This is a genomic window from Rhizobium sp. AC27/96, from assembly GCF_001692325.1.
GTDB lineage: Bacteria > Pseudomonadota > Alphaproteobacteria > Rhizobiales > Rhizobiaceae > Rhizobium.
Genome location: NZ_LXKN01000075.1, coordinates 212366 through 234348 on the forward strand (window position 1 = coordinate 212366; position 21983 = coordinate 234348).

Genomic DNA, 21983 nt, shown 5'->3' on the forward strand with positions numbered 1-21983 from the left:
AGGGATGAGCGATCGGGACATGACGATGAAGGGACATCTGAAACCCTTCAAGGATTACAAGCCTGAGCACTTCCTCTGGGAAGTCAGCGAGGACGGCCGTGTCGCCACCATCCGCCTGAATCGCCCCGAACGTAAGAACCCGCTGACATTCGATAGCTATGCGGAGCTGCGCGATCTCTTCCGCGATCTTGCCTATGCGTCGGATATCCGCGCCATCGTGCTGACCGGCGCCGGCGGCAACTTCTCCTCGGGCGGCGACGTGTTCGAGATCATCGAACCGCTGACCCGCATGGCCATGCCCGAGCTTCTGGCCTTCACGCGCATGACGGGTGATCTCGTCAAGGCGATGCGCAAATGCCCGCAGCCGATTATCACTGCAGTCGACGGCATCTGCGCCGGCGCCGGCGCTATCCTCGCCATGGCCTCCGATCTCCGGCTCGCGACGCCTGAGGCCAAGACGGCCTTTCTCTTCACCCGCGTCGGCCTCGCCGGCGCCGATATGGGCGCTTGCGGCATCCTGCCCCGCATCATCGGCCAGGGCCGCGCCGCAGAACTTCTCTTTACCGGCCGCTCGATGACGGCAAGCGAAGGTCATGCCTGGGGCTTCTACAACACCCTGCACGCCAGCGCCGATCTGGAACAGGAAGCCGTCAAGCTCGCCCGTTCGCTCGCCGATGGCCCCTGGTTCGCGCATGGCATGACCAAGACCATGCTGAACCAGGAATGGGCGATGGGTATCGACGAGATGATCGAATCCGAAGCGCAGGCCCAGGCCGTCTGCATGGCGACGCAGGACTTTCGCCGCGCCTTCGAGGCTTTCGCCGCCAAGCGCAAACCGGAATTCCAGGGGGACTAGCTGATGTCGACGGCAAGCAGCCTCCCCGGCCCGACGCGGGACCATCTGGATTGGCCGTTCTTCGAGGAACGCCATCACCATTTTGCCGCCGAGGTCGATGCCTTCGGCAAATCCTCCGCCATGGCCTCCATCGACCATGCCGATGTCGATGCTGCGTGCCGCAAGCTGGTGAAGTCGCTCGGCGATGCCGGGCTACTCGCTGCCGCAACGGGTTCGTCGCATGAAGAGCCGCTGATCGATTCCCGCCTCGTCTGCCTCGCCCGCGAAACGCTCGCCTGGTATGACGGGCTTGCCGACTTCGCCTTTGCCATGCAGGGGCTTGGAACCGGCGCCATCGGGCTCTCCGGTTCACCTGAGCTGCGCGCCGCCGTGCTGCCGAAAGTGCGCGCCGGTGACTGGCTTGCCGCTTTCGCGCTATCAGAGAAGGATGCCGGCTCCGATGTCGCGGCCATGAGCTGCGCCGCCCGTCTCGAGGGCGATCATTACGTTCTCGACGGCGAGAAGACCTGGATTTCCAATGGCGGCATCGCCGATGTCTATACGGTCTTTGCCCGCACCGGCGAGGCGCCGGGGACGCGCGGCATCTCCGCCTTTGTCGTCTTCGCCGATGATCCCGGCTTTTCCATCGCCGAACGTATCGAGGTGATCGCACCGCATCCGCTGGCGACGATCCGCTTCGAGAATTGCCGCATCCCCGCTTCGCGTCGTTTGGGAGCACCAGGCGAAGGCTTCAAGATCGCAATGCGCACGCTCGATATCTTCCGCGCCTCGGTTGCGGCAGCAGGCCTCGGCTTTGCCCGCCGCGCGCTCGATGAATCGCTTGCCCATGTCCGCGCGCGTCCGATGTTTGGCGGAAGGCTCGCCGACCTTCAGTTGACGCAAGCCGCCCTCGGCGATATGGCGACCGGCATCGACGCGGCGGCCCTCCTCACCTACCGGGCGGCCTGGCGTCGCGACGTGCAGCGCTTGCCGACAACCCGCGAGGCAGCCATGGCCAAGATGACGGCGACTGAAACCGCGCAGAGCGTTATCGACCGCGCCGTCCAGCTCTTCGGCGGACGTGGCGTAAGGTCAGGCGAGATAACGGAAAAACTCTATCGGGAGATCCGCGCGCTTCGCATCTATGAAGGTGCGACGGAGGTTCAAAAACTCATCGTCGCGCGCGAACTTCTAAAGACAAACTGATGGGAGATTGAGAGCATGAGCCGCGAGATTTTCGACTGGGCCGACCCGTTCCGACTGGTGGAGCAACTGAGCGATGAAGAACGCATGGTGCTTGATACCGCACACTCCTATGCACAGGAGAAGCTAGCGCCGCGCGTGCTCGAAGCCTTCCGCAACGAAAAGACGGATCCGACGATCTTCCGCGAAATGGGCGAACTCGGCCTGCTCGGCCCGACGATCGCACCGGAATATGGCGGCGCCGGGCTCGGCTATGTAGCCTACGGCCTGATCGCCCGCGAAGTCGAGCGGGTCGACAGCGGCTATCGCTCGATGATGAGCGTGCAATCCTCGCTCGTCATGGTGCCGATCGACACCTTCGGGTCGCAGGCGCAGAAGCAGAAATATCTGCCGAAACTTGCGACCGGCGAATGGATCGGCTGCTTCGGTCTCACCGAGCCGAACCATGGCTCCGACCCCGGCTCGATGGCATCGCGCGCCAAGAAGGTCGATGGCGGCTACAGCCTGACCGGCACAAAGACCTGGATCTCCAATGCGCCGATTGCCGATGTCTTCGTCGTCTGGGCAAAGACCGAGGATGGCCTCATCCGCGGCTTCATCCTTGAAAAGGGCTGGAAGGGGCTGTCGGCGCCTGCCATCCACGGCAAGGTGGGCCTGCGCGCCTCGATCACAGGCGAAGTCGTCATGGAGAATGTCTTCGTGCCGGAGGAAAACCTGCTGCCGAACGTTTCCGGCCTCAAGGGTCCCTTCACCTGCCTCAACTCGGCGCGCTTCGGCATCGCCTGGGGCGCCCTCGGCGCGGCTGAGGATTGCTATGCAAAGGCGCGGCAATATGTGCTCGACCGCAAGCAGTTCGACCGGCCCCTTGCCGCCAATCAGCTGATCCAGAAGAAGCTCGCCGACATGGTGACAGAGATCACGCTCGGCCTGCAGGGTTGCCTGCGTCTCGGCCGCATGAAGGAAGACGGACATCCGCCCGTCGAGCTGACGTCGATCGTCAAGCGCAACAGCTGCGGCAAGGCGCTGGATATCGCCCGCGCAGCCCGCGACATGCTTGGCGGCAACGGCATTTCCGACGAGTTCGGCATCGCCCGCCACCTCGTCAACCTCGAAGTGGTCAACACTTACGAGGGCACGCACGACATCCACGCCCTCATTCTCGGCCGCGCCATTACAGGCATCGCCGCCTTTTCGAACTGAGGCCGGCCTTGGCGTTCAAAACCACCAGACCCCTGCGCTTCGGAGATTGCGATCCCTCGGGGATCGCCTATTTCCCGTCCTATCTGAACATCCTCGTCGGGGTGCTGGAAGATTACTTCGCCTCGATAGGCTTTTCCTGGAGGCATATGATCGACGGTCGACGCATCGGTGTTCCTACGGTACGGCTCGATCTGACCTTCATGAAGCCGGGCCTGCAGGGCGACGACCTCGAATTCCTGCTGACGGTGCGCGGCATCGGCCGTTCCTCTCTCGACCTGGAACACCAGGTCTCGGCCAACGGCCATGTGTTGTGGACGGCAAAACACCGCGTCGTCGCCACCTCGCTCGATAACCATCAATCGCTTGCCTGGCCGGATGATATCCGCGCCGCGCTGACCTCTCATCTGGAGAAGACCGATGCACACCATCCTGCAACCTGAAGGCTGGGCCAAGCCGATCGGCTATGCCAATGGCATGGCGGCAACCGGCCGCATGGTGTTCGTCGGCGGCCAGGTCGGCTGGAATGCCAACTGCGAATTCGAAAGCGACGACTTTGCCGAGCAGGTACGCCAGACGTTGAAGAACGTCGTCGCCATCCTTGCCGAAGGCGGCGCCGAGCCGAAGCACATCACCTCGATGACTTGGTATTTCACCGACAAGCAGGAATATCTCGGCAGCCTCAAGGCTATCGGACAGGCCTACCGCGAAACCATCGGCCGCCATTACCCCGCCATGGCCGCCGTACAGGTCGTCGCCCTCGTCGAGGATCGCGCCAAGATCGAGATCCAGGCAACCGCGATCATTCCGGAATAGCATCCAACAGACGGTCAAGATCATGTCGGCATTGCGTTTTTCGGACACCATCTCGGCGGCTCTTGCCGACGGGATCTTGGTCGTCACCATAGACAACGCGCCCGTCAACGCGCTCTCCGCCGATGTGAGGGCCGGGTTGATGGCGGCGCTGGATCACGCGGAGAAAGACGGCGGGGTTAAGAGCATTGTCCTGACTGGCGCAGGGAACAGCTTCATCGGCGGCGCTGACATCAAGGAATTCGGCAAACCGCCGGTCGAGCCGCATTTGCCAGATGTCATCGCACGCATCGAAGCCTTTGCGAAACCCGTCGCAGCGTCGATCAATGGCGCAGCACTTGGCGGCGGCCTGGAAGTGGCGTTGGCCTGCCACCGCCGCCATGCAGTTCCTTCAGCCAAGATCGGCCTGCCGGAAGTCAAGCTCGGCATCGTTCCCGGCGCCGGCGGCACGCAACGCCTGCCGCGCCTGATCGGCGTCTCTGCCGCTATCGACATGATCGCTGGCGCACGGATCATCTCTGCCTCGGAAGCCCTCAAGCTCGGCATTGTCGACGGTGTTTCCGAAAGCGCGCTGCTCGCAGACGCCATGGCCGATATCAAAGGGCTCGACGCCTCCTCCTTGCGCCGTACCGGTGCGCTTTCCGTTCCAGCTGCGCCCATTGAAACCATCGAAAAGACTGCCGCCGACGCGCTGCGCAAGGCGCGCGGCCAGAATGCGCCAACGGAAGCCGTCCGCCTCGTGTGCCTCGCAGCGACCACTCCCCTAGCGGAAGGACTTGCCGAGGAGCGCCGCACCTTCATTATGCTTCGTGACAGCGAGGAAGCTGCAGCTCTCCGCCATGTCTTCTTTGCTGAGCGCGCCGCCGGCAAGGTCGACGGTTTGGAGGCGGTTACCCCGCGCAGGATCGAAACCGTCGGCATCGTCGGCACCGGCCTTATGGGGTCAGGCATCGCCGTATCAGCACTGAACGGCGGCTACCGCATCATCGGCGTCGAGCAGAACATCGAGGCTGCGGAGAAGGGTCGCGAGCGGATTGCCGGCCTACTCGACAAGGCCGTTCAATCCGGCCGCCTCGACACGGCTGGCCGTGAAGACCGTCTGGGCCGATTGAGCGTGACCGCCGATATGCAGCAACTGGCGCAGGCCGATATCGTCATCGAAGCCGTCTTCGACGACCTCACCGTCAAGACCGAACTGTTCCAGCGCCTCGATACGATCATCCGCGCCGACGCAATTCTCGCGACCAATACAAGCTACCTCGATCCGGATGTCATCGCCGCCGCCACCGCGCGGCCCGAGCGGGTCGTCGGCCTGCACTTCTTCTCGCCCGCCCACATCATGCGGCTGCTGGAGGTGGTGGACTGCAAGGAGACGGCGCCGGACGTGCTGGCGAGCGCCCTTGCCTTTGCAAAGCGGCTGGGCAAGCTGCCCATCGTCTCCGGCGTCACCGAAGGCTTCATCGGCAACCGCATCTTTTCCGCCTATCGCCGCGAAGCGGAATACATGGTCGAGGATGGCGCCCTGCCGCAGGAGATCGATGCGGCTCTGGAAGCCTACGGCTTTCCCATGGGGCCTTTCGCCGTCTTCGACATGGCGGGACTGGAAATCGCCTGGGCTCGCCGCAAGCGGCAGGCGGCGACGCGCGATCCTTCGGAACGTTATGTCGTCATCGCCGACCGGCTCTGTGAGGCCGGCCGTTTTGGCCAGAAGACGGGTCGTGGTTGGTATGCCTATCCCGAGGGCAAGCGGACTGTCGATCCCGAAGTAACCGGGATGATCGAAGCCGCCCGCGCCAAGAAAGGCATCGTGCCGAAGCGCTTCACCGCCGAAGAGATCGTTGCCGGCCTGCTGAAAGCCATGGTCGACGAAGGCGACGCCCTGCTTTCGGAAGGCATCGCCGCTCGCGCCAGCGACATCGATCTCGTCATGATCAACGGCTACGGTTTTCCCTCGAGCAAGGGCGGTCCGATGTTCGCCGCCGGTCGCCGCTAAAACAATTGCAGGAAAACTGCACAGCGGCTTTCCTGCAATTGCATAAAAGCAAAAAAATAGAGCGTTTACGCCGCCGAAGACAACAGCGTGAACAGTTCCTGCGGCCGGTTGACGCCACGCAGCGCATAGCGACCGACGGAAACCAGATCGTTGCTATTATGCGTCGACAGAGCCTCGACGAAGTTCGACGACATCAGGACATTGCGGTCGGCCGAGCGACACATTGAAGCGATACGGCTGACCTCGTTAACAGCCGGTCCGATGACCGTGAAGTCCAGCCGGTCCATGCTGCCGATATTGCCGTAGAAGACATCGCCGATATGCAGGCCGAGATAGACGTCGGTCACGGGCCTGCCCTCGATCTGCCGCTGGGAATTGAGATCGCGCAGCCTCTGCCGCAGCAGCGATTCCGCCATAAGCGCAGCCGCGCAGGCATCTGCGGAATTCCTCGCCTTGAAGATCGCCAGCGTGCCGTCGCCGATCAGCTTCAGCACATTGCCGCCTGCCTCATGGATCGAGGAAATGACCGCATCCGCATAAGCGTTCAGCATCGGGATGATCTCATCCGGCTCGGCCGTATCCGAGATGCGCGTGTAGTTGGCGAGATCGGAAAACCAGAGCGCCGCCGAAATCCGCTCGGTCTTGCCGCGCGTGATCTTGCCTTCGAGAACATGCCGGGCGGCATCTTCCCCCAGATAGACCTCGGCAATGGTGCGGGCAATGCGGCTCATGCCGGTGCACTTGATCGCCAGTGCGAGCGCAGGCGTCAGCTTGCGCAGCACACGCAGATCTTCGTCCGGAAAGCCCACCTCGCCGGCCGTGGCGAAGTTGGAATAGAAGCAATCCATCTCGCCGATCGTACCGCCCTCTTCGAAGCGGTGTATCATAGCGATGTAGTCGGTGTGGCCATCGGCCAGCAGCGTGTCGAGCCCGTAGAAATCGGTAGGCTCGCCAAAGCCGATGCGCCGGCGCACTTCATCCCCACCCGTGGTCAGCAGATGATGAAAGGCGGAGCGCTGCCAATTCTCCGACGCAATCCCCTGATGCGACGGGCCATATTCGAACTCGCGCTCGATCACTTGCTTACCGTCCCAGCGGAAGGCACGGCCCTCGTAAACCGGATGCAGCGTATCCATCAGCGCCATGGCCCGGTCGAGGTTGAGACCATGCTGTCGGCACTGCTCGCAGAAGCCCGAGAGGATATCGACTTCCGCCATGCCCTTGAGGCCGGCCTGCATGAGCCAGCTGGCAATTTCGCCAATGTCCTTCGCGTCCATGGATATCTCCCGACCCTCTAAAGGATTCGCTTTAGTACGAAACGTACAGGCTTGGAATGCCACAGGATGCAAAATAATCTCGATGGAAGCACGCGAAAGCCGCTCCTGTGGCACAGAAGCGGCGATTTGACACTCTGGAAGGGGAAGAGCGAGGCCTCAGCCTTTTACCTGCGGCTTCAACAGATCCTCCAAGCCAATGCGCCGGAAAAGCTCCGCCCGCACCCGATCGGCAACGCCGTTGACGATCTCCGCACCATCCTCGGACGGATCGATATGGACACGGAACGGACGCGTACCGAAGGGCATATCAACGACATCGACGATGGCGGTGGCAACCGAGGCAGCGTCGGCATCGGCCGGTTCCAGCGAGGCAAGCCCCTTCAAAGCCTGATCGGGAACGCCGGCATAGGGACCGTTGTCATATTCGGCAGCGCGAGCCTTGTCGGCGGGCGAGCCGGAATGGGCAAAATGGTTCGTTCCCTTCGTAAAGGCGCCCGGCACGATGATCGCCGTTTCGATACCCCAGCGGGTCAGCTCGGACGCATAGGAGACGGCGAGCGAATCCATCGCTGCCTTGGCGGCGAAGTAAGGCGACAGATAGGGCGGCGTGCCGCCGCGGGTGCTGGAGGAGGATACCCAGACGACCAGCCCCTTGCCCTGCTTGCGCAGATGAGGGAGCGCGGCGCGATTGACGCGTTGGGTGCTGAGCACGTTGATGTCGTAAAGCTGGGCAAACTGCTCGGGCGTGAAGGCCTCGGCCGGGCCGAAGGACATATGGCCGGCATTGTGGATGACGGTGTCAATGCGGCCTTGCTGGGCAATGATCTCGGCAATGCCGGCTTCCACCGATGCGTCCGAGGCGACATCGAGCTCGACGGCGCGAAGGTCTACACCATTCTCCTTGGCGAAAGCGGCGACGGCTTCGACCTGCGGCGCGTTGCGGCCCTTGGTTTCGCGGATGCCGGCATAGACAGTGTGGCCCGCCTTGGCGAGGGCGCGCGCCGTCAGAGCGCCGAAACCGCTCGATGCGCCTGATATGACGATGATTTGCTTGCTCATGATCCTGTTCCTTTTGGATGGTCAGTTGCTGACAATGAAATCTTGCTGGGGGATAGTGGCGGCAGGCATTGCCCTGCCGCCCGAATGGCTCAGATCATGCCGCCATTGGCGCGCAGCGTCTGGCCGTTGATCCAGCCGCCATCGGGGCCGACGAGGAAGGAGACGGCGGCGGCGATATCCTCCGGCGTACCCAGGCGTTCCAGCGGGTTCATCTTGGCCATGCGGTCGATGAGTTCGTCACTCTTGCCGTTCAGGAAGAGGTCGGTGGCCGTTGGGCCGGGGGCGACGGCATTGACGGTGATCGAGCGGCCGCGCAGCTCCTTCGACATGATCCCCGTCAGCGTCTCGACGGCGGCCTTTGTCGCCGCATAGACGCCATAGGATTCGAGCTTCAGCCCGACGACGCTGGTCGAAAAGTTGACGATGCGGCCGCCATCGCGCAGGCGCTTGCCGGCTTCGCGCAGCGTGTTGAACGTGCCCTTGAGGTTGATGGCGATATGGCGGTCAAAATGCGCGTCATCGGCATCGGCGATCTTGGCTAGCTGCATGATGCCTGCATTGTTGACCACCACGTCGACGCCGCCGAAAGCTGCCTCGGCTGCATCGAACATGCGGCGCACGGCCTCGACATCGGAAACATCGGCCTTGGCGGTCAGCGCCTTGCCACCCTTCTCCTCGATCTTGCGGGCCAGCTCCTCGGCGGCAGCCTCGCTGCCGGCATAGTTGATGACGACGGTGAAGCCATCTGCGGCCAGTCGCTCTGCAATGGCTGCGCCGATGCCGCGAGATGCACCTGTCACGATGGCTACTTTGTTGGAATTGCTGCTCATTTTCCTCATCCTTGCTTGTTTTGCGCCTCAGCGCCTTTCGATGAGGAGAAGATGCCCCTTTTCATGAAGCGGATAATCAGCCATTAACCAGCATCACTATCCGAAATAAGCGAACAAATAAGATGGACAGATTCGATGCCATGCGCGTGTTTTGCCGAGTGGTGGAGCGACGCAGCTTCACGCTGGCAGCGGAAGACACCGGCCTGCCCCGCTCGACGGTAACCGATGCGATCAAGCAGCTGGAGGCAAGGCTCGGCGTGCGCGTGCTGCAGCGCACGACGCGGCATGTGAGCCCGACACTCGACGGCGAGGCCTATTATCAGCGCTGCCTGCGCATCCTCTCCGATATAGAAGACGCCGAAGGCGCCTTCGCCGGCGCCAAGCCGAAAGGAGTGCTGCGCGTCGATGTACACGGCACGCTGGCGCGCCATTTCGTCCTGCCGAACCTACCCTCGTTCCTCGAGACCTATCCTGAGATCGAATTTCAGATGACCGAGGGCGATCGTTTCGTCGATCTCATTCGCGAAGGGATCGACTGCGTGCTGCGCGTCGGCACACTGCAGGACAGCGACATGATCGCGCGCCGCGTCGCCATGCTGGAGGAGGTAACGCTTGCCGCTCCGGCCTATGTGGAGCGTTTCGGCATGCCCATGCATCCGGACGCGCTCGACGGCCATCGCATGGTCGGCTTCCGCTCTTCCGCAACAGGCGGGCTGCTGCCGCTTGAGTTCGAGGTAGGTGGCACCGTGCGCGAGATTACCCTGCCCGCAACCATCTCCGTCAACGCGGCCGAGAGCTATTTTGTCGCCGCCAAGCTCGGCCTCGGCTTGATCCAGGTCCCGCGCTACCACGCCGAGGATGCTCTGGAAGCCGGTCAATTGCTGCATATTCTGAAGGACTTCCCGCCGACCCGCACGCCGGTTTCGATGCTCTATCCCCGCAGCCGACAGCTTTCGCCTCGTGTCCGTGTCTTCATAGACTGGCTGGTTAGGGTTTTTGCGGGGCAGATCGGTGTTGAAACGCGAGCTGGATGAATATTCCGCGCAACCGATCAAATAAATGAAATCGGCTCTTTGAATGCGCGAGGAGCACGCCTACGTCGTAGTGCATATTTCAGCTGGCGACGGCGTCGCGATGTCGTGGCGACCCGGCGATTTTCGAGAGAGAGCCCATGACCGAACAGAAGCAATTGAAGCTTGGGGCCTTCATGCGTCCCGTCAGCCTGCACACCGGCGCATGGCGCTACCCCGGCTCCTATCCGGACGCCAATTTCAATTTCCAGCACATCAAGAGCTTCGCGCAGGAGCTCGAAAAGGCGAAATTCGACGCCTTCTTCATGGCCGACCATCTGGCCGTTCTCAATATGCCGATCGAGGCGCTGAAGCGCAGCCACACGGTGACGTCCTTCGAGCCTTTTACCCTGCTGTCTGCGCTCGCCGCCGTCACCGACAGGATCGGCCTCGTCGCCACCGCATCGACCACCTTCGACCAGCCCTATCACATCGCCCGCCGCTTTGCCTCGCTCGACCATATCAGCGGCGGTCGCGCCGGCTGGAATATCGTCACCACATCCAATCCCGACGCGGCCCTCAATTTCGGCCTCGAGGAACATGTCGAACATGGCGAGCGCTATCATCGCGCCCGCGAATTTTATGACGTCGTTACCGGCCTCTGGGATAGCTTCGCCGACGACGCCTTCATCCGTAACGCCGAGACCGGCATCTTCTTCGACCCGGAAAAGATGCATGTGCTTGCCCACAAGGGCGAGGAACTGAGCGTTCGCGGCCCGCTCAACATTGCCCGCTCGCCGCAGGGCTGGCCTGTCATCGTGCAAGCCGGACAATCCGACGTCGGCCGCCAGCTCGCCGCCGAGACGGCGGAAGCCGTCTTCGCCGCCCCAAGCAATCTCGCTAATGGCAAGTCGATCTTTGCTGACATCAAGGGACGGATGAAACAGATCGGCCGCAACCCGGATCACCTGAAGATCCTGCCGGCCGCCTTCATCGTCGTCGGCGACACCGTCGAGGAAGCAAAGGCCAAGCGCGCCAAGCTCGACAGCCTCGTTCACTACGACAGCGCCATCGCGTCGCTCTCGATCGCACTTGGTCACGATGCGTCAAACTTCGACCCGGATGGACCATTGCCGGAAACGCCGGAAACCAATGCCAGCAAAAGCGGGCGCGAACGCGTCATCGCGCTTGCCGAGGCGGAGAAGCTGACCGTTCGCCAGCTTGCCCAGCGTCTCGGCGGCTATGCCGGCCTTGCCTTCGTCGGCACGCCGCAGACGATCGCCGACGAGATGGAGCAATGGCTGCATGAGGAAGGTTCGGACGGCTTCAACGTCGTCTTCCCCTTCCTGCCGCAGGGCCTGCTTGACGTCACCACCCGCGTCGTTCCAGAGCTGCAGCGCCGCGGCATTTTCCGCCGCGAATACGAAGGCACGACACTGCGCGAACATCTGGGCCTGCCGCGGCCGGACAACCGCTTCTTCAAGGCAATACCTGCGGCAGCGCAGTAAGAGAGACAGACATGAGCCATATTACGCCGATCGATTACGAGACCGCCTCCGACGCGGTGCGTGCCGAGCATGACCGCGAGGTCGAATTGCGTGGCCGCATGACGAACATGAAGCGGACGCTACTGCATTCGCCGGTGGCGCATCGCATCTATGCCGAATGGTTCCCGCTGCGCGAGGAGCTGCGCCCGGCGCTGGACGACCGCGCCGTCTGGCTGCTCTGCCAAACCATTGCAACGGAATGCCGCTCGATCATCCCCGTCGGCTTTTTTCGCCGTGCGCTGATCAATGCCGGCCTGACGCCCGAGACGATCGTGCCGAGCGAAGACGAAGCGCTGCTGATCGAGTTCGGCAAGGCCATCGCCAGGGATTCCAACGCCATTCCCGAAGGCCTATGGGAACGGCTGAAGGCACGTTATGACGAGTCCACGCTCGTCAACCTCGTCGCCTTCGCCGGCATCATGATCGCCACCGCGATCTACACCAATGCCGTGAAGGTGGATATCGATCCCGAGCTTGGGCCTTATCTTGAGGGATTTGAGCTGCCGGAACGGTGAGATCCCATCTCGCCCCTGGCGGGCGAGAAAGCAATTTCATTGGTTTAGGAATTGCGACACAGGACGCTCTACATGCTCGAAGCCTTGCGCAATTACTAAGCCATTGAAATTGCAAGAGAGGGGGACTGCTTCTAGCTCATTCTAGAGCATTTCCACCTTTCTTCGAATCGCGAAAACGCCCTATCTTTTTGTTTCTTGACGCATTCCGGACGGAAAACCGCTACGCACTTTTCCTGGAAGTGCTCTAATTCTGGCAAGCAAGTGCGCCCCTACCTGCCCCCGCCCTTGCAAAATCTAGCACTTAGCCTTCCGGCTAAATGCTGATTTTGCTTTCCCGCCCGCAAGGGGCGGGATAAAAACAAACCTCACCCCGAAATCACCGTCTCGAACTTCGGATTGCCGCGGATCGTATTGCTCACGGTGCAGATTTCGTCTTCAGCGGCATGCGCGATCGCGTTACGGATCTCGTCGCCGAAATCGCCCTTGATGGTGAAGGCGATGTTGAACTTTTCGACGCGGGAAAGTCCTTCAGTTGCCTTTTCGCCCGTGACAACGGCGGTGACTTCCGTGAGCTTGTCCAGCACGCCGAGGCTGCTTGCCGCCATGCGGGCGCTCAGCACCAGGCAGGCCGACAGCGACGAATAAAGCAGGTCGAGCGGGTTGAATCCCGGCTGCGACGGCGAGGTGACGATGTCGATCTCCCCGCCGGTCACCGACGTCACATGCGGAAGGCCGGTGCGGCCAACAGTCGCCGTAGCACCTGTCTGTCTTGTCTTCACTTTCAGTTCGGCCATTTCGAAAATCCCTTAAATAAAACAGTGAAACTCTCCCCACCAACATAGGGATTCACATCATCGGACACAATTGCCGATCCCGCCCCTTGCGTCTTCGCGCGAGTTAAGCCACCAAATCGTTACAAGCTCATCGCACGACAGGCAGTTCGACATGACCGTTTCCGATCCCCGCGCATTCCTGACTTCGCTGTTTAACGCCGCCGTTCGCGCGGCCGATCCGCTGACCGGCATTCGCGCGCATCTGCCGGCCAAACCGAAGGGACGGACTATCGTCATCGGCGCCGGCAAGGGTTCGGCCCAGATGGCAGCGGCTTTGGAGCAGTGCTGGGAGGGTCCGCTGGAAGGGCTTGTCGTGACGCGCTATGGCTTTTCGGCGCCCTGCCGCCAGATCGAAATCATTGAGGCCGCCCATCCCGTGCCCGACGAGGCGGGGCTTGTCGCCTCCGGCCGGCTGCTGAAGCTTGTCGAGGGCCTGACAGAGGACGATCTGGTGATCGCCCTGATTTCCGGCGGCGGCTCGGCGCTGCTACCCTCACCCGCAGGTGCATTGACGCTCGCCGACGAGATCGCCGTCAACAAGGCGCTGCTCGCCTCCGGCGCGCCGATTTCGGCAATGAACGTCATCCGTAAGCATCTTTCGACCATCAAGGGCGGGCGCCTCGCCGCCGCCGCTCATCCGGCCAAGGTGGTCTCGCTTGTTGTCTCCGATATTCCCGGCGACGATCCGGCGCTGGTCGCTTCCGGCCCCACGGTGCCGGGTGCCGGCACGCGTGCCGAGGCACTGGACCTGATCCGCCTCTATCGGATCGAACTCCCGGCCGCCGTTCTCGCCCATATCGAAAAGCAGGATGCTGACGCGCCCCGCCCCGACGATCCGCGCTTTGCCGGCAATGAAGTCCACCTCATTGCCTCAGCCGGTGTTTCCCTGGAGGCGGCCGCCGAAGTGGCCCGCGCCGCCGGCATCGAAGCCGCCATTCTCTCGGACGCCATAGAAGGTGAAGCCCGTGAAGCCGCTCACACCCATGCCGCCATCGCTCGCGAAGTGCTTCATCGCAACCGTCCCTTCGCCAAGCCGGTCGTCCTGCTGTCAGGCGGTGAAACGACGGTGACGCTGAGGGGTAAAGGCAAGGGCGGCCGGAATTCGGAATTCCTGCTGTCGCTGGCCATCGACATAGACGGCCATGACGGCATTCATGCCATGGCGGCGGATACGGACGGCATCGACGGCAGCGAGGACAATGCCGGCGCTTTCGCCGATGCCGGCACCGTGGCGCGGCTGCGCAAGGCTGGAATGATCCCCGCCGAAATGCTCGCGAATAACGACGCCTGGACGGCCTTCAACGCCATCGGCGATCTCTTCGTGCCCGGTCCAACCGGAACGAATGTCAATGACCTCCGCGCCATCCTGATCCTCTAAACGCTAGATGTGAGCCCCGGGAGCGTAATATTCATTGGTGCAGGCGGCAATCGCGCAGAGATGTTTCGATTGGTGTCCGTTTTGCGATTGCGGCCATGGCCAAATTGTCGCGCCATAGTCACAGTCTCGCGCTAGCAAAAGGAGCCCCCCAACTAGCCAGAGCGCCCCGCTATGAAAACATCGGACAGCGATAAGAACTTTGATATCAGCCGCCGCAGGCTCCTTGCCGCCGCCGGCATTGGCACCGGTGTGCTGTTGACATCCTCGTTTTCCAATGCCGAAGGGAATGCGCCGGTATCGACTGCCGCTGGTTCGATGAACCCAGTGGCAACGCCGCCGGTGGCGGGGCTCCATCTTCAGTTCGGCGCAGATGCTTCGGCCGAAATGGTCGTGTCCTGGCACACGCTGCAGCCGGTCAAGCAACCGCGCGTGCTCATCGGCCGGCCGGACGGCAAGCTGGAACAGACGGTGGGTGCTGACGAAGTGAGCTATGTCGACGCCAAGTCCAACCAAACCGTCTATGCCTATCATGCCAAGGTCGGCGGCCTCGATGCAGATTCCGCCTATCTCTACGCGGCGCTACACGATGGCGCCGAGGCGCAATTCGGCACGTTCCGCACTTCTCCCCGCGGGCGGCATGCCCTCCGCTTTACCAGCTTCGGCGACCAAGGTACGCCGACACTCGGAAGGGTGTTTGATCCACCGGCCGGTGTGACGCTGCCGGGCACAACCTATATCAACGACAATCTCGGCTCACCCGCCGCTGGCGACACCACGCTAGGCGTCGAGCGGCTGCGTCCGCTCTTTCATCTCTTCAACGGCGACTTGTGCTACGCCAATCTGGCCCACGACCGCGTGCGCACATGGTGGGATTTTTGGAACAACAACAGCCGCAGCGCCCGCAACCGTCCCTGGATGCCATCCCCGGGCAATCACGAGAACGAGCTTGGAAACGGCCCCATCGGCTACAAGGCTTATCAGACCTATTTCTCCTTGCCTGCCGCCGATGGCCAGACCGAGGTGACACATGGCCTTTGGTACAGCTTCACCGCCGGCTCGGTGCGAGTGATTGCCATCGCCAATGACGATGTGGTCTATCAGGATGGCGGCGATTCCTATGTGCGCGGCTATTCCAACGGTGCCCAGAAAGCATGGCTCGAAAAGGAGCTGGCCGCCGCCCGCGAGGACAAGGCAATTGATTGGCTCGTGGTGTGTATGCACCAGGTCGCTATTTCCACTGCTGACAAGTTCAACGGAGCCGATCTTGGTATCCGCCAGGAATGGCTACCGCTCTTCGACAAATACGCCGTCGACCTGGTGGTGTGCGGCCATGAGCACCATTACGAACGCTCCCACCCTATCCGCGGTCAGCAGAACAATGCCACGCTGACGCCAATCCCGGTTGGAACTGCCACCGACGTGATCGATACGACCAAGGGCACGGTGCATATGGTGATCGGTGGCGGCGGCACTTCGGTGCCATCCAACGAGCTCTTTTTCAATCCGCCATGCTGTCGCGTCATCATGCGTGTGGGCGATCTAAATCCTGACACCCACAAGCGTCCGCCGGTCTATGCCGTGGAAGAAGCGCCTTGGTCAGCCGTGCGCAACGCCGCCCATGCTTATGGCTTTGCCGCTTTCGACCTCGACCCCGGTGCGCATCCGGGTGACTTCACGACCATCACCGTGACATATTACGACGTGGTCGGCCCCGATGGTCAGATCGCACCGTTCGAAAGCTTCGCTCTGCGACGTCCACGGCGAGACTAGCTCGGGCCGCCAGATATCAGATGCCGGCGTTGCAATCGTCGCAGCGCCCGTAGGCGGCTGCCATTGACGCCCAGCGCAGGAAGTGGCGGCTGCAATGCATGCACTCGATTTCGATGACATGCGTCGTTTCCGCAATGACGTATGGCTTAGCCTTAGTCTTGCGCTCGTTCTTCCACTGTTCAAGCTTCGTGACGGCCATCATACCCTCCACGCAATACTCTCACCTCAACAAGGGCCCACCTAAAGTAGGCTTAACTAATGAAAGAAATATTGCAAGTGCGAAGCGACCGTTGAAAAAATCACAACTGCGGGCATCGTCAATTTCACGCTGTACACCATGTCAATGATGGGTTCATTTATCCTGATAGGACAATGGGAGGCACCATCATCATGCGCCAATTCCGCCAGCGGGCGATATCCTCGGCAACCCTGATCAGCTTCGCGCTCTTTTCCGTCACCGCCTGGGCCGCCGCTCCTCCACCGGTGGAGGCCGAACATGGCATGGTGGTCACCGCACAGCATCTGGCAACCGATGTCGGCGTCGAAGTACTGAAGAATGGCGGCAATGCCGTCGATGCCGCGGTGGCGGTCGGCTACGCGCTGGCCGTTGTCTATCCGACAGCCGGCAATATCGGCGGCGGCGGCTTCATGACCATCCGCATGCGCGATGGCAAGACGACCTTCCTGGATTTTCGCGAGCGCGCCCCGCTCGCAGCCACCAAAGGCATGTATCTCGATGACAAGGGCAATGTCGTCAAAGGCGCCAGCACCGATGGCTATCTCGCCGTCGGCGTGCCGGGCTCGGTCATGGGTTTCGAAACCGCCCGCGAGAAATACGGTACCAAGTCACGCCAGGACTTGATGGCACCCGCCATTCGCTACGCCAAGGAAGGCTTCACACTGGACCAGGCTGATGCGGCCGAACTCAACGAAGGCAAGAAGTGGCTCACGCGCGATCCTGCTACAGCAGCGATTTTCACCAAATCGGACGGTACACCCTTCGCTACTGGCGATAGGCTGGCGCAGCCGGATCTCGCCAATGCTCTTTCCGGCATTTCCGAACAGGGGCCTGATGGATTCTACAAGGGCCCGATCGCCAACGCCATCGTAAAGGCGAGCCAGGACAAGGGTGGCGTTCTCGCAATTCCGGATTTCGAACAATATAGGGTTCGCGAACTCGATCCGGTGAAATGCAATTATCGCGGTTACGAGATCATTTCATCACCGCCGCCCTCTTCCGGCGGCATCATCATCTGCGAAATCCTCAACGTACTTGAGGGATATCCGCTTTCCTACACCGGCTATGCTTCAGCCGACACGGTGCATTTCATGGCCGAGGCCATGCGCTACGCCTATGTCGACCGCAACTCGACACTCGGCGATCCCGATTTCGTCGACAATCCCGTCAGCAAGCTGCTGGACAAGGACTATGCCAAAAAGATCCGCGACAGCATCAATCCCTATAAGGCCGGCGTTTCCAAGGACCTGATGCCGAAAGGTCTCGGCGAAAGCCACGAGACGACGCATTATTCGATCATCGACAATAACGGTAATGCCGTCGCCGTCACCTATACGTTGAACGGCTCCTTCGGCGCCGGCGTCGTCGCACCCGGCACCGGTATCCTGCTGAACAATGAGATGGACGACTTCACCTCCAAGCCTGGCGTGCCGAACCTTTACGGCCTGGTGCAAGGCGAAGCCAACGCCATCCAGCCAAAGAAGACGCCGCTTTCCTCCATGAGCCCGACCATCATCGCCAAGGACGGCAAGCCTTTCATGGTGATTGGGAGCCCCGGCGGCTCCCGCATCATCACGATCACGCTGGAGGCGATCATCAATGTCATCGATTTCGGCATGAATATCCAGCAGGCAATCGACGCGCCGCGCATCCATCATCAATGGCTGCCGGATAGGATCTATACCGAGCCCTATGCGCTGTCGCCCGACACGATCAAACTGCTGACCGGCATGGGCTACAATGTCCAGGTCGGCGGTGATTGGCCGGTCTGGGGTCAGGCGGCCGGCATCCTTGTTGGCGGCAAGAGCCTCAGCGACATCGCCAAGGGCGGGGGCGCCCGGTACAACGGCGCCATGGACAGCCGCGCCGGCTCGGGGCTCGCCGAAGGCTATTGATCGCTTGGCACCGCCAAATCGACAATGACTGAAGCCGGCGCCGCCATCATTCGACGCCGGTTTTTTCGAACGCAGAATGTGCCGAAGCGAGCACATAATCTTTCGCCGCAAAACCAACTGTGAGCGATCCGGCCCCAGATAGCCCTTCCTCGTTCATCTAATATTCATCTACTCCCATTTTGCCCCTTGACTGCGTCATTTTTTCCATTTCGACCAATAAGATTTGCGATTTCTGATATGGAAATCCCGCGAAAGCGGGAGTATACAAACGGCCATTCGAACCGGCCTTCGCGCCGCGACCAGACTTGCGGTTCTGTCTTAGGACCCCTCCGCACCATCGAGAGCGATCCCCGACAATGTCGGACCAGATATTCCAGGCCGCCCCCACCCGGCGGGCCGCACCGAATTTTCGTGTAGTAGCGCTTATCGTAGCAAGCGCGATGTTCATGGAACAGCTTGACGCGACAGTGCTCGCAACAGCCCTTCCGACCATGGCAAGAGACTTCGGCGTCAGCGCGCCGGCCATGAGTATCTCGCTGACATCCTACCTGCTTAGCCTCGCGATCTTCATTCCCGCCAGCGGCGCCATCGCCGACCGTTTCGGGTCGCGCACCGTCTTCCGATCCGCCATCGCGGTTTTCGTTGTCGGCTCGCTTCTCTGCGCGCAGGCGCCGAACCTGTTCTTCCTCGTTCTCGCCCGGCTTCTGCAAGGTCTGGGCGGCGCCATGATGTTGCCGATCGGTCGTCTTGTGCTGATGCGCAGCGTTGCCCGCAAGGACATGGTCAATGCCATGTCGTGGCTGCTGATCCCCGCACTCGTCGGCCCCATCCTCGGCCCTCCGGTCGGCGGCCTGTTCGTCACCTATCTCGACTGGCGCTGGATCTTCTACATCAACGTACCGATCGGCATCATCGGCTTCATCCTCGTGAGCATGTTCATCGAGGAGGTGAAGGGTCCGCGCACCGGTCGTTTCGATCTCTCGGGCTTCATCCTGTCGGGCATCTCGCTCGGCTCGCTGCTTTTCGGCTTTGAAATGTCGAGCCGCGAGGGCGAAGGCTATCTTGCCATTTTCCTCATCTGCGTCGGCCTGCTGTTCGGCATCGCCTATCTGCGCCATGCCCGCAAGCATCCATCACCGATCATGGATTTTTCGCTGATGAAGATGCCGACCTTCCGGACATCGGTCATCGCCGGCTCGCTGACGCGCATCAGCCAGGGCGCTCATCCGTTTCTCATTCCCTTGATGCTGCAGCTCGGCTTCGGCCTTTCGGCCGCAGCCGCCGGCCAGATCGCCATTGCGACAGCGGTCGGCTCGATGGCGATGAAGCCGTTGCAGGTGCGTATCCTGCGCACGCTCGGCTTCCGCACCGCGCTCATCATCTTCGGTCTGATCGGTACGCTTGGCTATGGCATGTGCGCGATCTTCAAGCCCGATTGGCCATTGTCGGTCATCTTCGTGATCCTGTTCTTCTGCGGCTTCTTCATGTCGTTCCAGTTCTCGGCCTACAACACGATTGCCTATGACGAGATCGAGCGCGACCGGATGAGCACCGCGACCAGCTTCTATTCGACCTTCCAGCAGCTGATGCTGTCCCTCGGCATCTGCGTCGCCGCCCTTGCCTTACATGGCTCGATGCAGTTCCGCGGCGCTGAGAAAGCCCAGATGATCGATTTCTCCGTAGCCTTCATCGTCGTGACGGCGATTGCGCTGCTTGCCGTGATCTGGAACGCCAGCTTTTCACGCACGGCAGGCTCGGAACTCAGTGGCCATCGCCATAAATCGCGGGGAGACAGCCTCGGCGAGCATTGAGGCTCGCCGCCGGGCAACTCAGCAATAGCGGCTTTTGTGAACAGTGCCTCCACCGAGGCGGCATTGCATTGAACAATCGCTGCGACCTAAATAGCGACCAGAACGAAATAGCAGTCTGGAGCATTCCCATGGTCGCCGGCATCCACCACATCACGCTGATCACTCGCAAGGTACAGGCCAATGTCGATTTTTACGTTGGCTTCCTTGGCCTGCGCCTCGTCAAGCGGACGGGTGGCTTTGAAGACGCTACCCAGCTTCACCTCATTTACGGCGATGCGACCGGCTCGCCCGGCTCGCTGGTCACCTTTCTCGTCTGGGAAGATGGCTCTCCGGGCCGCGCCGGCCTCGGTCAGGTCGGCGAGATCTCGCTTGCCATCGACCCGATGAGCATCGGCTTCTGGCTGACGCGCGCCTTGAGCGCTGGCCTGAAGCCGGAAGGCCCTTCGGACGAATTCGGCGAACCGGTCCTGCGGCTGAAGGACCCGGATGGCGTGATCGTCAAGCTTGTGGGGACCAATGCCCTGCAGGCGGCCGCACCCTGGTCGAGCCACGGCATCCCCGAGGAGCACGCCATTCGCCGCATCCGTGGCGCAACGCTGTTCACCGAAACGCCTGATGAGACGCAGGCCATTCTGGTCGATCACTTCCACTATCGGCCGCAGACGATCAACGGCGCCATCAGCAGGCTCGTTTCGGAGCCGGGAGATATCATCGACATCCGCGACGCGCGCGGCTTCTGGGCCAGCGCACCGGGCACCGGAACGGTCGACCACGTCGCCTTTCGCGCCACCGACGATGCCGAGCTTCAATCCGTGCGCACGGCCTTGCAGGCAGTCAATTCCTGGCCGACCGCGATGCATGACCGCAAATATTTCCGCTCGCTCTACGTCCGCGAGCCGGGCCGCATCCTGTTCGAACTGGCAACGGATGCGCCGGGCATGCTTGTCGATGAGGACGAGGCAACGCTCGGCACGCGCCTCTTCGCCCCCGGCGACGATCCGAAGCTTCTGGCCGAGCTGAACGTGATCCTGCCGCAGTTCTCCATGCCCGGGGAGCCGCGCGTCATCTATCGCGATCTTCCCTTCGTCCATCGCTTCTTCACGCCGGAAGAGCCGAACGGCAATGTCTTCATCCTGTTGCACGGCTCCGGCGCCAATGAAGTGACGATGCTGCCGATCGGCCACAAGATCGATGCCAACGCGACATTGCTCACCGTGCGCGGCCGCGCGCTCGAAGAAGGCGCACCGCGCTGGTTCCGTCGCAATGGACCCATGTCCTTCGATCAGGCCGATATTGTCAGCGAGGCAGAGGCCTTTGCAGCTTTCATCGATGGCGCGGTCCAGACCTATGACCTCGATCCGGACCGCATCGTCTATATCGGCTATTCTAATGGCGCCAACCTACTGAACGCCATGCTGTCGCTGCACCCGCATCTCATCCGCCATGCCGTGCTGCTGCGCTCCATGGCGGTGCTCGAAAATCCGCCGGCAGCCGATATGTCCGATGCCGAGGCGCTGGTTATTGCAGGCGAGAAGGACCTGTACGGCCCTTACTCCCAGCCGCTGGCCGAACGCCTGCGGAATGGCGGCGCCAAGGTTGAGCTTGAAACCACTCCTGCCGGTCACGAGCTCGATGACGCGGACGTGCCAGTCATTCAGGCTTGGCTGAAGCGGCCGGCGTAACCCCTTCTCCCCTCGGGGAGAAGCAACCATGTCATTGCGGTGCCTGTTGCCAAGGCCTGTCGCGTTGAAGGATGAGGTTGGCCGCCTCGATAAGCTT

The 21983-nt window shown here is 61.6% G+C and carries 19 protein-coding genes; 14 read left to right on the plus strand and 5 right to left on the minus strand.

Annotated elements, in window-relative coordinates; translation table 11 throughout:
* The first annotated feature begins 4 nt into the window (after nucleotides 1-4).
* The 6 genes from A6U86_RS34475 to A6U86_RS34500 are packed head-to-tail and all read left to right on the plus strand — an operon-like array spanning nucleotide 5 to nucleotide 6041.
* On the plus strand, nucleotides 5-856 hold the full coding sequence (locus A6U86_RS34475) for an enoyl-CoA hydratase family protein (protein WP_068401688.1): 852 nt from the start codon (nucleotides 5-7) through the stop codon (nucleotides 854-856).
* Nucleotides 857-859: 3 nt separating this feature from the next.
* Nucleotides 860-2041 (plus strand): acyl-CoA dehydrogenase family protein, encoded by a 1182-nt coding sequence (locus tag A6U86_RS34480; protein ID WP_141683876.1) that lies wholly within the window; start codon nucleotides 860-862, stop codon nucleotides 2039-2041.
* Between the two features lie 15 nt (nucleotides 2042-2056).
* Complete coding sequence (locus A6U86_RS34485; RefSeq protein WP_068401694.1) at nucleotides 2057-3238, plus strand: acyl-CoA dehydrogenase; 1182 nt, start codon at nucleotides 2057-2059, stop codon at nucleotides 3236-3238.
* Between the two features lie 8 nt (nucleotides 3239-3246).
* The gene (locus A6U86_RS34490) at nucleotides 3247-3678 is read left to right on the plus strand and encodes a thioesterase family protein (RefSeq protein ID WP_068401697.1); all 432 of its coding nucleotides are present in this window, start codon (nucleotides 3247-3249) and stop codon (nucleotides 3676-3678) included.
* Nucleotides 3656-4051: a RidA family protein gene (locus A6U86_RS34495; RefSeq protein WP_068401705.1), complete on the plus strand. Its 396-nt coding sequence runs from the start codon at nucleotides 3656-3658 to the stop codon at nucleotides 4049-4051. The genes A6U86_RS34490 and A6U86_RS34495 overlap by 23 nt, the downstream gene beginning before the upstream one ends.
* 22 nt (nucleotides 4052-4073) lie before the next feature.
* A complete protein-coding gene (locus tag A6U86_RS34500; RefSeq protein WP_068401707.1) occupies nucleotides 4074-6041 on the plus strand; it encodes a 3-hydroxyacyl-CoA dehydrogenase NAD-binding domain-containing protein in 1968 nt (655 codons plus the stop codon).
* A gap of 65 nt (nucleotides 6042-6106) precedes the next feature.
* Here the strand turns inward: A6U86_RS34500 and A6U86_RS34505 are convergent, their stop codons facing one another.
* From A6U86_RS34505 to A6U86_RS34515, 3 genes are all read right to left on the minus strand, one after another.
* Nucleotides 6107-7318: an adenylate/guanylate cyclase domain-containing protein gene (locus A6U86_RS34505; RefSeq protein ID WP_068401710.1), complete on the minus strand. Its 1212-nt coding sequence runs from the start codon at nucleotides 7316-7318 to the stop codon at nucleotides 6107-6109.
* Nucleotides 7319-7474: 156 nt separating this feature from the next.
* Nucleotides 7475-8377: an SDR family oxidoreductase gene (locus tag A6U86_RS34510; protein ID WP_068401713.1), complete on the minus strand. Its 903-nt coding sequence runs from the start codon at nucleotides 8375-8377 to the stop codon at nucleotides 7475-7477.
* Between the two features lie 89 nt (nucleotides 8378-8466).
* Nucleotides 8467-9207 (minus strand): SDR family oxidoreductase, encoded by a 741-nt coding sequence (locus A6U86_RS34515; RefSeq protein ID WP_068401714.1) that lies wholly within the window; start codon nucleotides 9205-9207, stop codon nucleotides 8467-8469.
* 122 nt (nucleotides 9208-9329) lie between these two features.
* Between A6U86_RS34515 and A6U86_RS34520 the strand changes: the two genes are divergently transcribed.
* The 3 genes from A6U86_RS34520 to A6U86_RS34530 all read left to right on the plus strand — a co-directional run bounded on the left by A6U86_RS34520 (nucleotide 9330) and on the right by A6U86_RS34530 (nucleotide 12279).
* On the plus strand, nucleotides 9330-10241 hold the full coding sequence (locus A6U86_RS34520) for a LysR family transcriptional regulator (protein WP_068401715.1): 912 nt from the start codon (nucleotides 9330-9332) through the stop codon (nucleotides 10239-10241).
* 137 nt (nucleotides 10242-10378) lie between these two features.
* Nucleotides 10379-11725 carry an LLM class flavin-dependent oxidoreductase gene (locus A6U86_RS34525; RefSeq protein ID WP_068401716.1) on the plus strand — a complete coding sequence of 449 codons (1347 nt, stop codon included), beginning with the start codon at nucleotides 10379-10381 and terminating at the stop codon, nucleotides 11723-11725.
* 11 nt (nucleotides 11726-11736) lie between these two features.
* Nucleotides 11737-12279 (plus strand): hypothetical protein, encoded by a 543-nt coding sequence (locus A6U86_RS34530; RefSeq protein WP_068401719.1) that lies wholly within the window; start codon nucleotides 11737-11739, stop codon nucleotides 12277-12279.
* A gap of 365 nt (nucleotides 12280-12644) precedes the next feature.
* On the opposite strand, the gene A6U86_RS34535 is transcribed toward A6U86_RS34530, so the two are convergent.
* Nucleotides 12645-13073: an OsmC family protein gene (locus tag A6U86_RS34535; protein ID WP_034503705.1), complete on the minus strand. Its 429-nt coding sequence runs from the start codon at nucleotides 13071-13073 to the stop codon at nucleotides 12645-12647.
* 151 nt (nucleotides 13074-13224) lie between these two features.
* Here A6U86_RS34535 and A6U86_RS34540 point away from each other — a divergent pair, with 151 nt between their 5' ends.
* Together A6U86_RS34540 and A6U86_RS34545 are read left to right on the plus strand one after the other, a co-directional pair.
* Nucleotides 13225-14490: a glycerate kinase gene (locus tag A6U86_RS34540; RefSeq protein WP_068401722.1), complete on the plus strand. Its 1266-nt coding sequence runs from the start codon at nucleotides 13225-13227 to the stop codon at nucleotides 14488-14490.
* Between the two features lie 171 nt (nucleotides 14491-14661).
* Nucleotides 14662-16260: a metallophosphoesterase family protein gene (locus A6U86_RS34545; protein WP_068401726.1), complete on the plus strand. Its 1599-nt coding sequence runs from the start codon at nucleotides 14662-14664 to the stop codon at nucleotides 16258-16260.
* A 16-nt stretch (nucleotides 16261-16276) separates the two neighbouring features.
* On the opposite strand, the gene A6U86_RS34550 is transcribed toward A6U86_RS34545, so the two are convergent.
* The gene (locus tag A6U86_RS34550) at nucleotides 16277-16459 is read right to left on the minus strand and encodes a hypothetical protein (RefSeq protein ID WP_068401808.1); all 183 of its coding nucleotides are present in this window, start codon (nucleotides 16457-16459) and stop codon (nucleotides 16277-16279) included.
* Nucleotides 16460-16650: 191 nt separating this feature from the next.
* Here A6U86_RS34550 and ggt point away from each other — a divergent pair, with 191 nt between their 5' ends.
* The 3 genes from ggt (at nucleotide 16651) to A6U86_RS34565 (ending at nucleotide 21886) form a co-directional block, all read left to right on the plus strand.
* Nucleotides 16651-18393 carry a gamma-glutamyltransferase gene (gene ggt, locus A6U86_RS34555; protein WP_068401810.1) on the plus strand — a complete coding sequence of 581 codons (1743 nt, stop codon included), beginning with the start codon at nucleotides 16651-16653 and terminating at the stop codon, nucleotides 18391-18393.
* A 356-nt stretch (nucleotides 18394-18749) separates the two neighbouring features.
* Nucleotides 18750-20204 (plus strand): MFS transporter, encoded by a 1455-nt coding sequence (locus A6U86_RS34560; protein ID WP_068401728.1) that lies wholly within the window; start codon nucleotides 18750-18752, stop codon nucleotides 20202-20204.
* A gap of 128 nt (nucleotides 20205-20332) precedes the next feature.
* Nucleotides 20333-21886, plus strand: coding sequence for a VOC family protein (locus tag A6U86_RS34565; protein WP_068401731.1), 1554 nt, complete (start codon nucleotides 20333-20335; stop codon nucleotides 21884-21886).
* The last annotated feature ends 97 nt before the right edge of the window (nucleotides 21887-21983 follow it).